Annotated in this window: 17 protein-coding genes and 1 tRNA gene; 11 read left to right on the forward strand and 7 right to left on the reverse strand. The window is 67.3% G+C overall.

What is annotated here, in order from left to right:
- Positions 1-52: 52 nt before the first annotated feature.
- The 5 genes from F467_RS0101420 to rph form a co-directional block, all read right to left on the reverse strand.
- Positions 53-301, reverse strand: coding sequence for a transcriptional antiterminator, Rof (locus F467_RS0101420; RefSeq protein ID WP_012983832.1), 249 nt, complete (start codon positions 299-301; stop codon positions 53-55).
- Entirely contained in the window at positions 298-492 is a 195-nt protein-coding gene (locus F467_RS0101425; RefSeq protein WP_012983833.1) for a CPXCG motif-containing cysteine-rich protein, read from the reverse strand. The genes F467_RS0101420 and F467_RS0101425 overlap by 4 nt, the downstream gene beginning before the upstream one ends.
- Positions 492-1,694 (reverse strand): radical SAM family heme chaperone HemW, encoded by a 1,203-nt coding sequence (hemW, locus tag F467_RS0101430; protein ID WP_018139467.1) that lies wholly within the window; start codon positions 1,692-1,694, stop codon positions 492-494. Before hemW ends, F467_RS0101425 begins: the two co-directional genes overlap by 1 nt.
- Positions 1,695-1,715: 21 nt before the next feature.
- A complete protein-coding gene (rdgB, locus tag F467_RS0101435) occupies positions 1,716-2,327 on the reverse strand; it encodes an RdgB/HAM1 family non-canonical purine NTP pyrophosphatase (RefSeq protein ID WP_012983835.1) in 612 nt (203 codons plus the stop codon).
- 278 nt (positions 2,328-2,605) lie between these two features.
- The gene (rph, locus tag F467_RS0101440) at positions 2,606-3,334 is read right to left on the reverse strand and encodes a ribonuclease PH (RefSeq protein WP_012983836.1); all 729 of its coding nucleotides are present in this window, start codon (positions 3,332-3,334) and stop codon (positions 2,606-2,608) included.
- A gap of 165 nt (positions 3,335-3,499) precedes the next feature.
- Here rph and F467_RS0101445 point away from each other — a divergent pair, with 165 nt between their 5' ends.
- The 5 genes from F467_RS0101445 to F467_RS0101465 all read left to right on the forward strand — a co-directional run bounded on the left by F467_RS0101445 (position 3,500) and on the right by F467_RS0101465 (position 7,683).
- Positions 3,500-4,363, forward strand: coding sequence for a YicC/YloC family endoribonuclease (locus F467_RS0101445; RefSeq protein WP_012983837.1), 864 nt, complete (start codon positions 3,500-3,502; stop codon positions 4,361-4,363).
- A gap of 14 nt (positions 4,364-4,377) precedes the next feature.
- Positions 4,378-4,605 (forward strand): DUF2835 family protein, encoded by a 228-nt coding sequence (locus tag F467_RS0101450; RefSeq protein WP_012983838.1) that lies wholly within the window; start codon positions 4,378-4,380, stop codon positions 4,603-4,605.
- A 101-nt stretch (positions 4,606-4,706) separates the two neighbouring features.
- Positions 4,707-5,138, forward strand: coding sequence for an Hsp20/alpha crystallin family protein (locus F467_RS0101455; protein WP_012983839.1), 432 nt, complete (start codon positions 4,707-4,709; stop codon positions 5,136-5,138).
- Positions 5,139-5,378: 240 nt separating this feature from the next.
- Positions 5,379-6,293: a DnaJ C-terminal domain-containing protein gene (locus tag F467_RS0101460; RefSeq protein WP_012983840.1), complete on the forward strand. Its 915-nt coding sequence runs from the start codon at positions 5,379-5,381 to the stop codon at positions 6,291-6,293.
- Positions 6,294-6,330: 37 nt separating this feature from the next.
- Positions 6,331-7,683, forward strand: coding sequence for a Do family serine endopeptidase (locus F467_RS0101465; protein ID WP_018139469.1), 1,353 nt, complete (start codon positions 6,331-6,333; stop codon positions 7,681-7,683).
- A 220-nt stretch (positions 7,684-7,903) separates the two neighbouring features.
- Here the strand turns inward: F467_RS0101465 and F467_RS0101470 are convergent, their stop codons facing one another.
- Both F467_RS0101470 and moaD read right to left on the reverse strand, forming a co-directional pair.
- A complete protein-coding gene (locus F467_RS0101470) occupies positions 7,904-8,341 on the reverse strand; it encodes a molybdenum cofactor biosynthesis protein MoaE (protein ID WP_012983842.1) in 438 nt (145 codons plus the stop codon).
- Position 8,342: 1 nt separating this feature from the next.
- Positions 8,343-8,576, reverse strand: a complete 234-nt coding sequence (moaD, locus tag F467_RS0101475; protein ID WP_018139470.1) for a molybdopterin converting factor subunit 1 — start codon at positions 8,574-8,576, stop codon at positions 8,343-8,345.
- Positions 8,577-8,621: 45 nt separating this feature from the next.
- Between moaD and moaC the strand changes: the two genes are divergently transcribed.
- From moaC to def, 6 genes are all read left to right on the forward strand, one after another.
- Entirely contained in the window at positions 8,622-9,113 is a 492-nt protein-coding gene (gene moaC, locus F467_RS0101480) for a cyclic pyranopterin monophosphate synthase MoaC (protein WP_018139471.1), read from the forward strand.
- On the forward strand, positions 9,110-11,338 hold the full coding sequence (locus F467_RS0101485; protein WP_018139472.1) for an AsmA family protein: 2,229 nt from the start codon (positions 9,110-9,112) through the stop codon (positions 11,336-11,338). Before moaC ends, F467_RS0101485 begins: the two co-directional genes overlap by 4 nt.
- Positions 11,339-11,408: 70 nt before the next feature.
- Entirely contained in the window at positions 11,409-12,464 is a 1,056-nt protein-coding gene (gene mutY / locus F467_RS0101490) for an A/G-specific adenine glycosylase (RefSeq protein ID WP_012983846.1), read from the forward strand.
- Positions 12,448-12,723 carry an oxidative damage protection protein gene (locus tag F467_RS0101495; RefSeq protein ID WP_012983847.1) on the forward strand — a complete coding sequence of 92 codons (276 nt, stop codon included), beginning with the start codon at positions 12,448-12,450 and terminating at the stop codon, positions 12,721-12,723. The genes mutY and F467_RS0101495 overlap by 17 nt, the downstream gene beginning before the upstream one ends.
- Before the next feature lie 92 nt (positions 12,724-12,815).
- A tRNA-Phe gene (locus F467_RS0101500) sits at positions 12,816-12,891 on the forward strand.
- Positions 12,892-12,919: 28 nt separating this feature from the next.
- Positions 12,920-13,456, forward strand: a complete 537-nt coding sequence (gene def / locus F467_RS0101505) for a peptide deformylase (protein WP_018139474.1) — start codon at positions 12,920-12,922, stop codon at positions 13,454-13,456.
- The last annotated feature ends 3 nt before the right edge of the window (positions 13,457-13,459 follow it).

Consider the following 13,459-nt stretch of genomic DNA (forward strand, 5'->3'; position numbering starts at 1 on the left):
GCGAAGCGATCTCCAGGGGCGGGCCATACGCTCGCCGCGCAAGGCCGGCGTATCAGCCGGGCACCGGCTCGAAGCTGACCAGGCGATCCAGCCGCCACCACTGCCGTCGACCCTCGGCGTCACGCAGGATCAGGTACTCGGCCCCGCGCCGCGTGCGCAGATCCAGCGGCCGCACCACCGCAATCCGATCCATTTCGCCCCGGCGCCAGTGGGTACGCAGGTGCTGCCCGCGCAGGATCGCCAGCTCCAGCTCGGAGTAGCGCTCGCAGGCGATCGGCGTATACGGCGGGGCCACACTCATCCTCCCTCCCGAATGGCCTCCACCTGCGGGATCTCGGCATCCGGGGCCTCGACGCGCCGAAACACGATGGGCGCGCAGCACACGGCGCAGTCCTCGATCCATTCCCGGTCCGCGCTGACCATATCCACCGTCGTCTCGCCCGGTTCGCCACACCAGGGGCAGGTAAAGCCGACAAACTCCACCGGTCGCATCACCGCACCTCCTCCGGACCCTTCATTACCTGGGCACCGGCTGTCACACCCGCCGCATCCGGCAAAAAACGCTCCAGAATGTCATTGAGAAAGGCCAGGCCGCGTTCGGTCGGCTGCAGGCGCTGCGGATCGGACACCAGCAGACCCTCTGCCCGTAGCTCGCCCAGGGCCGGTTCCAGCGTAGTCAGGTCCAGACCGCAGCGCTCCTGGAAGCAATGCGCGGGCACTCCCTCCACCAGACGCAACGCGTTGAGCATGAACTCGAACGGGAGCTCGGCCTCGGGGACCGCCTGGTCGCGGTGCTGGTCGGGCGTCTCCAGGTAGGCTGCGGGCTGGCGCGGCTTGGTCCGCCGCAGCACCCGCCCCTGGGACGGCAACGTCAGCTTGCCGTGGGCCCCGGCCCCGATGCCGAGGTAGTCGCCGAACGTCCAGTAGTTGCGGTTGTGCCGGCATTCCCGCCCCCTCGTGGCGTACGCGGAAACCTCGTATCGAGTATAGCCAGCCGCAGCCAGCGCACATTGTCCTTGTGTGAACAATTCCTCGATCGTGGAATCCGGCGGCAATACCGGGGGCCGGGCTGCGAAATAGGTATTCGGCTCCAGGGTCAGCTGATACCAGGAAATGTGCTCGGGTTCCTGTTCGATCGCGGCCCGGAGATCCGCCAGCCCTGCCTCGACGGACTGCTGCGGCAGGCCGAACATGAGATCCAGATTGATGTTGTCAAACCCCGCGGCACGGGCATGCTCGACCGCGGCATGGGCCTCGGCCCCGCCGTGGATGCGCCCCAGTCGCTCGAGCATGACGTCGTCGAAGCTCTGGATACCCAGCGACAGCCGGTTGACCCCGGCCTCGCGGTAGCCATGGAAGTACGCGCGATCTGCGGTGCCGGGGTTGGCCTCCAGCGTGATCTCGGCATCCGGGCGCAGGGGCAGCCGCGCACGCAGACCGGAGAGCAGGTCCGCCAGCGCCTCGGGCGGGAACAGGCTGGGGGTCCCGCCGCCGATGAACACGCTGTCCACACGCCGCCCCCAAACATCCGGCAGCTGCGACTCGAGGTCGCGCATCAGCGCCTCGACATACGCGTCGAACGGGACCTCGCCCCGCGGCTCGTGGGAGTTGAAGTCGCAGTACGGGCACTTGCGCACGCACCAGGGCAGGTGCACGTACAGGGCTAGGGGCAGCGGGGTCGGGAATGCGCTCATGCCGCGAGCATAGGCGCCGGCTCAGTGATCGGCACGTTCCCGCAGTTGTGCCACCAGTTTGGCCAGGGCCTGGCCGCGATGGCTCAGGCGATTCTTGGCCTCCGGACTCAGTTCGGCCGAGGTGCAGCCCTCCTCGGGCACAAAGAACAGCGGGTCGTAGCCGAAGCCGTTGGCACCGCTGGGCTGCTCGACGATACGACCCGGCCAGACCCCTTCGGCGATCAGCGGAGAAGGGTCCTCGGCATGTTCCAGAAACACGACGACTGCGCGAAACCGCGCGGCTCGCTGGGCCTCGGGGACACCCGCCAGCGCCTTCAGCAGCCTGGCGTTGTTCGCGGCATCGTCCGCCTCCGGCCCCGCATAACGCGCGGAGTAGATGCCCGGCTGGCCGCGCAGGGCATCGACCTCCAGGCCGGAATCATCGGCGATTGCGGGCAGGCCGGTATGCTGCGCGGCGTTGCGTGCCTTGAGGATCGCGTTCTCGACAAAGGTCAGCCCGGTCTCGTCGGCCTCGGGCACCGCGTGCTCCGACTGCGGCTCGATCGCCAGCCCCAGCGGCTCCAGCAGGGCCCGGATCTCACGCAGCTTGCCGGGGTTGCCGGTGGCGAGGACGACGCGACGGGACGGGTCCATGACTCAGCCCCAGGGAGACACTGACTGATGGACACGTTCGCGCTCGAGTCGATTTTGCGTGCTGACAAGGCGTGGTGAGCGACGTGTAGCCGAGCTACATAAGCGAGCCGCAACGCAGTCAGCGGGCAAAATCGGCCGAGCCCCGTCCGTCAAGAATTTGTGGGGTTGGCACCCCATGTTCCCCGATCCTGCGTTGCGCCGCTTGCCGGTAGCACCACTACCGACTGCGCGCCGCGCCTGGTCTCGGGAAACATGGGGCGCCAACGCGAACGTGTCCATCAATCAGTGTCTCCCTTGGCCAGCGCCGCCCGCTGGGCCTCGACGATCTGCTGGATGCCCTTCTCGCCCAGATCCAGCATCTGGTTCAGCTCGTCGCGGCGGAAGGCATGGCCCTCGGCCGTCCCCTGGATCTCGATCACGCCGCCGGCCTCGTTCATCACCAGGTTCAGGTCGGTCTCGGCCTGGGAGTCCTCGTCGTAATCCAGGTCGAGGACCGGCGCACCGTTGAAGATGCCCACCGAGATCGCCGCCAGGTGCCCGTGCAGCGGGTCCTTGCGGATCATGCCCTGCTCGCGCGCCTTGCGGATCGCGTCGCGCAGGGCGACATAGGCACCGCTGATCGAGGCGGTACGGGTCCCGCCGTCAGCCTGGATGACATCGCAGTCGACGATGATCTGGCGCTCGCCCAGGGCCTCCAGGTCAACCACGGCGCGCAGGGAGCGGCCGATCAGACGCTGGATCTCCATGGTGCGTCCGCCCAGCTTGCCGCGCGCGGCCTCGCGCGCCATGCGGTCGTGCGTCGAGCGTGGCAGCATGCTGTACTCCGCCGTCACCCAGCCGCGACCCTTGTTCTTCAGCCACGGCGGCACGCGCGACTCGATGGTCGCGTTGCACAGCACCCGGGTGTCGCCGAACTCCACCAGCACGGAACCCTCCGCGTGCCGGGTGAAATGGCGGGTAAAACGCACCGGGCGCATCTCGTCGGCTTGTCGGCCACTGGGTCGCATGCTTGATCCTTGCTAGATTGGAGTGGCGCGCAGTATACGGGAGACGGGAGAGGCTCTCACATGAGCGCGCCCGCGGCGGATCTGGGGCAAAGGCGGCCGAAGACGCCAGCAAATCACACGCGCACCGGGCTGTTACCACGCGCAGGGCTATCAACAGGGGACCTTATGATCGCGAGCATGACCGGCTTCGCCCGGCAGCCGATGACGCTGGACCAGGGCGTTTACGACTGGGAACTGAAGAGCGTCAACCATCGCTATCTCGAGTTGCGCATCCACCTGCCGGAGGCCCTGCGGGCGCTGGAGCCCGAGGTGCGCAATCGCCTCAAGAAACGGCTGAGTCGGGGCAAGGTCGATGTGGTGCTGCGCGATCGCGGCCAGTCGGGCGGCTCGCCCACCGCATTCGACGTGGACCGCGTGCAGTCGCTGATCGAGGCGACCGAATCCGTCGCCGACATGATGAAACACGATGCCAGCGTGTCGCCGCTGGATATCCTCGCCTGGCCCGGGGTGCTGGAGGGGGCGAAAATCGACACCGACCGCCTCGCCGGCCCCATTCTTGCCGAGCTCGACAGCGCGATCGACGCCCTGGTGGCGATGCGCGAGGCCGAGGGCCAGGAACTGGTCAACGGCCTGCGCGATCGCCTGGAGGCCCTGGCCGAGCATGTCGTGCTCATCCGCGAGCGGCGCGAGCCGATGCTGGTCGAACAGCGCGAACGCACCCTGAGCCGCATCAACGAGCTAGACCTGAGCCTGGACCCGAAGCGGCTGGAGCAGGAGGTGGCGCTACTGGCACAACGCCTGGATATCGCCGAGGAGCTGGATCGCATCGACGGCCACGTGAAGGCGGTGCGCGAGATCCTGGGCAAGGACGGCCCCAGCGGGCGGCGCCTGGATTTCCTGATGCAGGAGTTCAACCGCGAGACGAATACCCTCGCCTCCAAGTCGCATGACCTGGAGATCACCCGCGCAACCGTCGAGATGAAGGTCCTGATCGAGCAGATGCGCGAGCAGGTACAGAACCTCGAATAATCGGTGTTTCCTTAATGCATCGCTACCGCGTGCACCTGTCCATCTCGCGCCACGAGATGGAGGACTACTACACCGGGCGCGCGGCGGTCGTCTACGCCGAGTCGGAAGGCGGCATCAGCGTGCAGTTTCCCGCCCGGCTGCTGCGTCAGCACCTCGACCAGCGCGGCGTCTATGGCGTGTTCGAGTTGGTCACCGACGACCAGCATCGCCTGCTGGATTTCCGCCGCCTCACACGGCCCTGACAGCGCGCCGCAGCCCCCTTTCCCACCCCTTGAAATTTACCCGGCGGCCCCTATCTCCATGGGTGAGTCAGAGTTGACACCCGGAAGAGGAGGGTAAAGCCATGACAATGATGCGTTACGAACCGTGGAGCCTGCTGGGTCAGCTGTCGCGCGAACTCGGCCGCATGCCGGATATGCCCGGCACGGACGACTCCGCCGCGACGTCCGACTGGGCGCCTGCCGTCGATATCCGCGAGGAGACCGATGCCTACGTGCTGCACGCGGACATCCCCGGCGTGGACCCGAAGGACATTGAACTCCACATGGAGAACGGCGTGCTGACCCTGCGCGGCGAGCGCAAGCACGAAAGCGAAGAGGAAAAGAACGGCTACAAGCGGATCGAGCGGGTGCGCGGCACCTTCTTCCGCCGCTTCTCGCTGCCGGACACCGCGGATGCCGAAAACATCTCCGCGCGCTCCGAAAACGGGGTGCTGGAGGTTCGTATTCCGAAACAGGCACGCGTACAGCCACGCCGGATCGAGATCACGGGCTGATCCGGCACCAACCCTGCCGGCAGCCGTCACGGCTGCCGGAATTCGGGCGCTGCCGGCGCAAGCGGGCGGCGCCTCGTTTTTTGATGGCGGCAACAGGATCATCGCCACCCGTTTCATGAAGCCGATGCACGGGTGACAGCCGAATCCCGGCTATCATGGGAAAGATCGGGTACGGGCCGACAACCACCAAGGGATCCGGGTGTCCCCCGGGGATCGGACAGAGGCAACTCTGGGAGTGCAATGGAATACAAGGACTACTACAAGATCCTCGGCGTCAGCCGCGACGCCAGCCAGGACGCCATCAAGAAGGCGTACCGCAAGCTGGCGCGCAAGTATCACCCGGACGTCAGCAAGGCCCCGGATGCCGAGACCCGAATCAAGGAGGTCAACGAGGCCTACGAGGCCCTGGGCGACCCGGAAAAGCGCAAGGCCTACGACCAGCTCGGCTCCAACTGGCGCCAGGGGCAGGACTTTCGTCCGCCGCCTGGATGGGACGGCTGGGCCCAGCACCGTGGCGCGGGCGCCGGAGGCGGAGCCGATTTCGGCGGCTTTTCCGACTTCTTCGAGTCCATCTTCGGCGGTGCCGGGATGGGCGGCGCGGGCCGTCGCCGCGGTGCGGGCGGCTTCAACATGCGTGGTGCCGACCGCGAGGGTAAGGTCGAGATCACGCTCGATCAGGCCCTTAAGGGCACGGAGATCTCCGTCAACGATGCCGACGGGCGCGTGCAGCGCGTGCGTATCCCGGCCGGGGCCAAGGACGGCTCGCGCCTGCGCGTGCGCGGCCAGGGCGACCCGGGCGTGGGCACCGGCGGCTCTGGCGATCTGCTGCTCGAGATTCGCATCAAGCCCGACAGCCGCTACCGCGTCGAGGGCCGCAACCTCTCCCGCGACATCCCGATCACCCCCTGGGAGGCCGCACTGGGCGCCACCATCGAGGTCCCCACACCGCACGGCTGGGTCAACCTGAAGATCCCGGCGGGTTCGCAGTCCGGCAAGCAGATGCGTCTGAAGGGCAAGGGCCTGCCGGGCAAACCGCCCGGCGACCTGTACCTGAAGCTGATGATCCAGGCCCCGCCCGAGGACGAGGCCGGCGACTGGTACCGCAAGATGGCGGAACAGTCCTCGTTTGCCCCGCGCGCAGGGCTGACACCGTAGTTCACGGACACGTAGTGCACGGACACAAGGAGCGCGCATGCGTCGGCTGGTCTCTTTCCTGATTCTGCTGTCGACCCTCGCCTGGGCCGGCCCGGCCCTGGCACAACTCCCCGCCGAGGTCGACGGCCAGCCCCTGCCCTCTCTGGCCCCGATGCTGGAACGCACCATCCCCGGGGTCGTCAATATCGCCACCCGCGCCCGCGTGGTGGAATCCGTCAATCCGCTGTTCGACGACCCGTTCTTCCGCCGTTTCTTCGACCTGCCCGAGCGCCAGCGCGAACGCGAGCGTCAGGGGCTCGGCTCGGGCGTGATCGTGGATGCGGCCGAAGGCACCATCCTGACCAACAGCCATGTGATCGCGCGCGCGGACGAGATCCTGGTGACCCTGTACGACGGGCGCCAGTACGAGGCGGAGGTGGTTGGTACCGACCCGGCAACCGACGTGGCCGTGATCCGCATCGACGCAGAGAACTTGCGCGCGATCCCACTGGCGGATTCCGATGCCCTGCGCGTCGGCGACTTTGTCGTCGCGATCGGCAACCCGTTCGGCCTCGGCCAGACGGTGACCAGCGGCATCGTCTCCGCGCTGGGGCGCAGCGGACTCGGCGGCTCCGGGTTCGAGGACTTCATCCAGACCGATGCCTCCATCAACCCGGGCAACTCGGGCGGCGCGCTGGTGAACCTGCGCGGGGAACTGGTCGGCATCAACACCGCCATCCTGGCGCGCGGCGGCGGCAACATCGGCATCGGGTTCGCGATCCCGACCAACATGGCGCGCCAGATCCAGGATCTGCTGGTCGCCGAGGGCCGCGTCGAGCGCGGCGCACTGGGCGTCGGCATCCAGGACCTGACGCCGGCGCTGGCGCAGGCCTTCGATCTCGACGTTACCCAGGGCGCGGTCATTACCGACGTACAACCGGACTCCGCCGCGAGCCGTGCCGGGATCGAGGCCGGCGACGTGGTGCTGACCATCGACGGAAAAGCCGTGCGCAATGCCGCGGACCTGCGCAACCGCCTGGGTCTGCTGCGGGTGGGGAGCGAGGTGGAGATGCTGGTCCTGCGCGACGGGCGCGAGCGCACCCTGACCACGCGCCTGGAACGCCCCGAGATCCGCCAGGCCGAGGGCGCTGCGATCCATCCACGGCTGGAGGGCGTGCGCCTGGCGGAACACACACCGCCCGGTGCCAGTCGCAGCCGTGTCGTCATCATCGACGTGGAGGCGGGCACCCCGGGCGCCCGAGCGGGGATTCGCCCCGGCGACGTGCTGCTGGCGGTCAACCGCCAGCGCGTCGAGCACCTGTCCGATCTGCCGCGCCAGCTATCGCCGCACCAGGCACTGGAGCTGCAGCTTCGCCGCGGCAATCAGACGCTCTATCTGACGTTGCGCTAGAGCTGCCCTTCCGGCTTTGGCAGGGGCTTCGCCTGCAAGCAGGCTCCCACAGAGCTTCGTCCACCTCGCCGCCCCCCCCATGTCGTCATCCCGGAAACCGCGCAGCGGTTATCCGGGATCTCGGGGCCTGATGTCAGCCTTGTGCAGGAGATCGCGGCTCTCCGCTTCGCTGCGGCCGGGATGACCGGGCCTGGCAGACTGCACCTCGAGCCGGGAAGGATCAGAAGCCGGGGGTGTTTTTCTCGACCCAGCGGTCGCTGCCGTCGGCGAGGCGTTCGCGCTTCCAGAACGGGGCCTCGTGCTTGAGGCGTTCCAGGATGTCGGAGCAGGCATCGCGCGCGGCGATCCGGTGCGCGGACCAGGTGGCCACCAGCACCAGGGCATCGCCCGGCCGCACGTCCCCTACACGATGCGCGACCAGACAGCCCAGCAGCGGCCAGCGCGACTCGGCCTCGGCGACGATGCGCTCCAGTTCGCGCTCGGTCATGCCGGGATAGTGCTCCAGGAACAGCCCGGTCACAGTGTCGTCTTCGTTGAAGTCGCGCATGCGCCCGACAAACACGCTGGCCGCCCCGCGCGCCTCGGCCGGGATATCCCGCTCTGCACGGGCCACCAGCGCCCAGGGGTCGAAGTCTTCACTGTAGAGCTCGACGGCCACCTCAGCCCCCGGTCACCGGCGGGAAATAGGCGACCTCGTCACCATCGCGCACAACCGTATCCAGTGCAGCCTGTTCCTGGTTGACCGCCACCATCAGGCGTTCCGGCGGGGCATCGCCATGCAGATGCCGCCAGAGATCCCCCACCGAGATCGATTCGGTGGGCAGCTCGGCCTGCTCGTCGGCGCGCCCCATTTCCTCGCGCAGGCGTGCAAAGTAGTGAACAGTTACGGTCATGCGGGCCCCTGTCATCACGGGTTCAAGTCAAGCATTATAGCGACGATGAACGATTTCACTCACTTCGATGCCGAAGGCCATGCGCACATGGTCGATGTCGGCGACAAGTCGATCACCCACCGGGTGGCGATTGCCGAAGGCCGCATCCACATGCAGCCGGAGACCCTGCAGCGTATCCGCGAAGGCCGCCATGCCAAGGGGGACGTTCTCGGGATCGCTCGTGTCGCGGGTATCATGGGAGCCAAGCGTACCGGTGACCTGATCCCGCTGTGCCACCCAATCGGTCTGACACGGGTGGCCCTGGAACTGGATATCGAGAGTACCGCCGTCCGTGTGCAGGCGACCTGCGAGGTCCACGCCAGGACGGGCGTGGAGATGGAGGCCCTGACCGCGGTCTCCACCGCACTGCTGACGGTGTATGACATGTGCAAGGCCGTGGACCGCGGCATGGTGATCGATGGCGTGCGCCTGCTGGAGAAGCGTGGCGGCCGCAGCGGCACCTGGCGTGCGGACACGACGCAAGGAGAACCCCGATGAAATGGATCAAGCGCCTGCTGGCCCTGATCGCGATCCTGTTGCTGCTGGCCGTGATTGTCGCCGTTTACCTGGTCGCGACCTTCGACGCCAACGACTACAAGGAGCGCATCGAGGCTGAAGTCCGCGATGCCACCGGTCGCGAACTGACCCTGGAAGGCCCGATCGGCCTAACCTTCTTCCCCAACCTCGGCCTGCGCCTGGAAGAGGTTCGCTTCGGCAATGCCGAGGGCTTTGGCGACGATCCCTTCGCCGAGCTGGATGTCGTCGATGTCTCCGTGGCGGTGATGCCGCTGCTTCGGCGCGAGCTGGACGTGCGGCACATCGAGGGGGATGGCGTGCGCCTGAACCTGGCGCGCGACGAAGACGGGCGCACCAACTGGGACGACCTGACCGAACGTGCCGAGGATGCCCGCGACGAGGCCGTCACCGGCGACAACGGCGAGGAACGCACCGCCACCGAATCGCGTCTGGCCATGGAGCGCATCGGCATCGCCGGTGTAACCCTGACCAACACCCGGGTGCACTGGGACGACCGCATGACCGGACTGCAGGCCACGCTGGATCCCTTCCGCCTCGAGGTCGGTCGCTTCCGCCCCGGGGTGGAAACACCACTGGAGATGGAGGCCGTGGTCAACGCCGAGGGCGGTGACCTGGACGAGCCGGTCGAATTCGCGATGAACCTGGAGGGCCTGATGAATCTGGACCTCTTGAGCAATCGCTATTCCATCCGCCGCCTGAACGCGAACTTTGGCGTAGAAGGTGCCGGACTGCCGCGCCCGATCGGCGTCTCTCTGGAAACCGACGTCGCGCTGGAGATCGCTGACGAGACCAAGATGCGCTTTGAGCGCGTAACCGTTGGCGTGGGTGATGTGCGCCTGACGGGCTTCACCGAGCTGACCGGGCTGGGCGCAGGCGAAGAGCTGGCCGTGCGCAGCGAACTGCGCAGCAACACCTTCTCGGTCCCGGACCTGATGGAAGATATCGGTCTCGAACCGCCCAAAACCAATGACCCGGACGCCCTCAAGCGTGTAGCGCTGGACCTCTCGGCCCGCGGCAGCCTGACGTCACTGGAGCTGAGCCCGTTCCTGGTGACCATCGACGATACGCGGCTGACCGGCAACGCCCGGTGGGACACCAGTGGCGAGCGTCCGCTGTTCGACTTCGACCTGAGCGGCAACGAGCTGAACCTCGATCGCTACCTGCCACCCGAAGTGGAACAGGCCCGCACCGAGGGCGGCCCCTCGAATGGCGAACGCGACGACGATGACGACATCGCCATCGAGCTTCCGGTGGAGCTGCTGCGCGGGATCGACGTACGCGGCGAGATGGCGCTGGAGCGCCTGGACGCTCTGGGTATGGTGATGCGCAACATCCAGCTGGAGATCCGCGCCAACGAAGGCGACTGGCGCATCGACCCGCTGGAAGCGCAAGCCTACGAAGGCCAGCTGACCAGCCGCGTGCGCGTCGACGTACGCGAAGACACCCCGCGCTACGAACTCGCGGCCGACCTGGCCGACCTGGACATCGGCGCCCTGCTGGAAGACATGCAGGGCGATGACGCTCGGCTCATGGGCATCGGCGATCTGGAACTCGATATCGCCACTCGCGGAAACACCGTCAACGCGCTGCGCAGCGCACTGAACGGCTCCGGCTCCATGCAGTTCTCCGACGGTGCCGTTCGTGGCATCAACGTCGCCCAGGTGATCCGCCGAGCGGAGGCGCGCCTGCGCGGTGAACGGCTGGAAGAAGACGAACCCAACCAGACCGACTTCAGCGACCTGACCGGCACCTTCGACATTCGCGATGGCGTCGTGCACAACGACGACCTGGTGGCCAACTCCCCGCTCCTGCGCGTGCGTGGCGAGGGCAGCGCCGATCTTACCGATGACACCCTCGACTACCTCGTCAACACCACCATCGTGGGCACCCTCGAGGGCCAGGGCGGACGCTCCCTGGAAGACCTGAGCGGCATCCGCCTGCCGATCCGCATCTCGGGCACCTTTGGCGACCCCAGCTTTCGCCTCGACCTGGAAGACATCCTGCGCGAGCGCTTCGAGGACGATGTCCGCGACCGCCTGGGCGAAGAAGAAGAGCGCCTGCGCGATCGCCTGATGCAGCGCCTCGACGGCGATCGCAGTGACGACGCCGAAGGCGAGACGGAAGAGTCCGGCGAACGCGATCTTCGACGCGAGCTGGAACGCGGCCTGCGCGAGCGCCTGCGGTAATCGTGCCGGCGAACTCGGCATTCAAGCGGCCGGCCTTCGAGGCCGGCCGCTTCATTTCGACACCCCCGCAATGACACCCTTTGCCGAACGGCTGCTTGCCTGGTTCGCCCGGCACGGCCGCAGCGACCTCCCCTGGCAGCACCCTCGCACGCCCTATCGCGTCTGGGTCTCCGAGATCATGCTGCAACAGACGCGCGTGGAGACGGTGACCCCGTACTTCCTGCGCTTCATGGAACACTTCCCCGACGTCGAATCCCTCGCGGCCGCCGACCAGGACACGGTCCTGCATCTGTGGTCCGGCCTCGGCTACTACGCCCGCGCCCGCAACCTGCATCGCGCCGCACAACACATCGTGAGCGAGCATGGCGGAGACTTTCCGGATACGCGCGAGGCCCTGGAACAGCTCCCCGGCATCGGCCGCTCCACGGCGGCCGCGATCATCGCCCAGGCCCACGACCGGCCGGAGCCCATCCTGGACGGCAACGCCAAGCGCGTCCTCGCCCGCCACGCGGCCGTCGAAGGCTGGCCCGGCAGCCCGAGCGTCCAGCGCGAACTGTGGGCCGAGGCGGAGGCACGCACCCCGACCACCCGCTGCGCCGACTACACCCAGGCCATCATGGACCTGGGCGCCCTCCTGTGTACGCGCACGCGCCCGGACTGCCCCCAGTGCCCCGTAGCCGGCGACTGCCAGGCCCTGGCGCAAGACCGGACCGGAGAGCTGCCCGCGCCGCGCCCACGCAAGGACCTGCCCACGCGCATCCGCCACGCCGCCCACCTGCAAACCGTCCAGGGCAGCCTGCTGGTACAACGCGCGGCACAGGGCATCTGGGGCGGGCTGTACAGCCTCCCCGAGGCCGCCGCGGCGCCCGAACTCGACGAGTGGGTGCGCAGCCAGTGGCCGCAGGCCGAGGCACAAGACACCAACGGGTTGCGCCACACCTTCAGTCACTACCACCTCGATCTGCGCATCCACTGCTACCGGCTCCCGCCGAACGCGTGTGGGATCATGGAAGGCGACAGGGCGATTTGGTATAAACCCGGCACATCACGGGCGGTCGGCATCCCGGCTCCCATCCAGCGTTATCTGCACGAACACAAGGATTCCGGCAATGGCACGAACCGTTAACTGCGTGAAACTCGGTAAAGAGGCCGACGGGCTCGATTTTCCGCCCTACCCCGGCGAGATGGGCAAGAAGATCTACCTGAACGTGTCCAAGGAGGCCTGGCAGGCCTGGCTCGGCCACCAGACCATGCTGATCAACGAATACCGCCTGACCCCGGTCGACCCCAAGGCGCGCAAGTTCCTGGAAGAGGAAATGGAAAAGTTCCTGTTCGGCGATGGTTCGGAAAAGCCGGAAGGCTTCGTCGACCCGAACCAGTCCTGATTCCCGGCGGTTCGGCGGCGATTGCTTGACGTAGCCGCCACGGACCGCTTTAATACCGCCCTTCGCCCGAAGGGCGAATCCCTCCGAGAAATGGCCGGGTAGCTCAGTCGGTAGAGCAGGGGATTGAAAATCCCCGTGTCGGCGGTTCGATTCCGTCCCCGGCCACCATTATCTCTCCTGTGGCACCATCCTTCCCATGAGCGTTCGCCGTATTCTGCGCATGGGACACCCTGATCTGCGTCGCGTCTGCGACCCGGTACCCGAATCCGATTTTGACAGCCCCGGGCTGCACGCCCTGGTGGACGACCTCGTCGACACCATGCACGCCAGCGAAGGCCTCGGCCTGGCTGCTGCCCAGATTGGCGTTCCGCATCGCGTCGCCGTGATCGAGATCCAGCCGGGCAATACCCGCTACCCCGGTGCCGTACCGACCGGCCGCCTGGCCCTCGTGAACCCCGTCGTCACCGTGCTGGACCCAACCCCGCAACGCTACTGGGAAGGCTGCCTGTCCGTACCCGGGCTGCGCGGGGAGGTCGCCCGGCCGCGCCACATCGCCGTGGATTACCACGAGCCCGACGGCACGCCCCGCCACCTGGAACCCGAGGGCTTCCTCGCCACCGTGTTCCAGCACGAGCTCGACCACCTCGATGGCACCCTGTTCATCGACCGCGTCACCGACACCACCCGCCTCGCCTTCCTCGACGAATACCGCGAGTTCCACGCGGAGCAGTAGCGC

Origin of the sequence: Thioalkalivibrio sp. ALJ12 (assembly GCF_000378305.1) — a bacterium.
Classification (GTDB): Bacteria; Pseudomonadota; Gammaproteobacteria; order Ectothiorhodospirales; family Ectothiorhodospiraceae; genus Thioalkalivibrio.

Coding starts and splice junctions, on each gene's coding strand:
- F467_RS0101420 (WP_012983832.1), bottom strand. CDS start 301: ATGAGTGTGGCCCCGCCGTATACGCCGATCGCCTGCGAGCGCTACTCC.
- F467_RS0101425 (WP_012983833.1), bottom strand. CDS start 492: ATGCGACCGGTGGAGTTTGTCGGCTTTACCTGCCCCTGGTGTGGCGAA.
- hemW (WP_018139467.1), bottom strand. CDS start 1,694: ATGAGCGCATTCCCGACCCCGCTGCCCCTAGCCCTGTACGTGCACCTG.
- rdgB (WP_012983835.1), bottom strand. CDS start 2,327: ATGGACCCGTCCCGTCGCGTCGTCCTCGCCACCGGCAACCCCGGCAAG.
- rph (WP_012983836.1), bottom strand. CDS start 3,334: ATGCGACCCAGTGGCCGACAAGCCGACGAGATGCGCCCGGTGCGTTTT.
- F467_RS0101445 (WP_012983837.1), top strand. CDS start 3,500: ATGATCGCGAGCATGACCGGCTTCGCCCGGCAGCCGATGACGCTGGAC.
- F467_RS0101450 (WP_012983838.1), top strand. CDS start 4,378: ATGCATCGCTACCGCGTGCACCTGTCCATCTCGCGCCACGAGATGGAG.
- F467_RS0101455 (WP_012983839.1), top strand. CDS start 4,707: ATGACAATGATGCGTTACGAACCGTGGAGCCTGCTGGGTCAGCTGTCG.
- F467_RS0101460 (WP_012983840.1), top strand. CDS start 5,379: ATGGAATACAAGGACTACTACAAGATCCTCGGCGTCAGCCGCGACGCC.
- F467_RS0101465 (WP_018139469.1), top strand. CDS start 6,331: ATGCGTCGGCTGGTCTCTTTCCTGATTCTGCTGTCGACCCTCGCCTGG.
- moaD (WP_018139470.1), bottom strand. CDS start 8,576: ATGACCGTAACTGTTCACTACTTTGCACGCCTGCGCGAGGAAATGGGG.
- moaC (WP_018139471.1), top strand. CDS start 8,622: ATGAACGATTTCACTCACTTCGATGCCGAAGGCCATGCGCACATGGTC.
- F467_RS0101485 (WP_018139472.1), top strand. CDS start 9,110: ATGAAATGGATCAAGCGCCTGCTGGCCCTGATCGCGATCCTGTTGCTG.
- mutY (WP_012983846.1), top strand. CDS start 11,409: ATGACACCCTTTGCCGAACGGCTGCTTGCCTGGTTCGCCCGGCACGGC.
- F467_RS0101495 (WP_012983847.1), top strand. CDS start 12,448: ATGGCACGAACCGTTAACTGCGTGAAACTCGGTAAAGAGGCCGACGGG.
- def (WP_018139474.1), top strand. CDS start 12,920: ATGAGCGTTCGCCGTATTCTGCGCATGGGACACCCTGATCTGCGTCGC.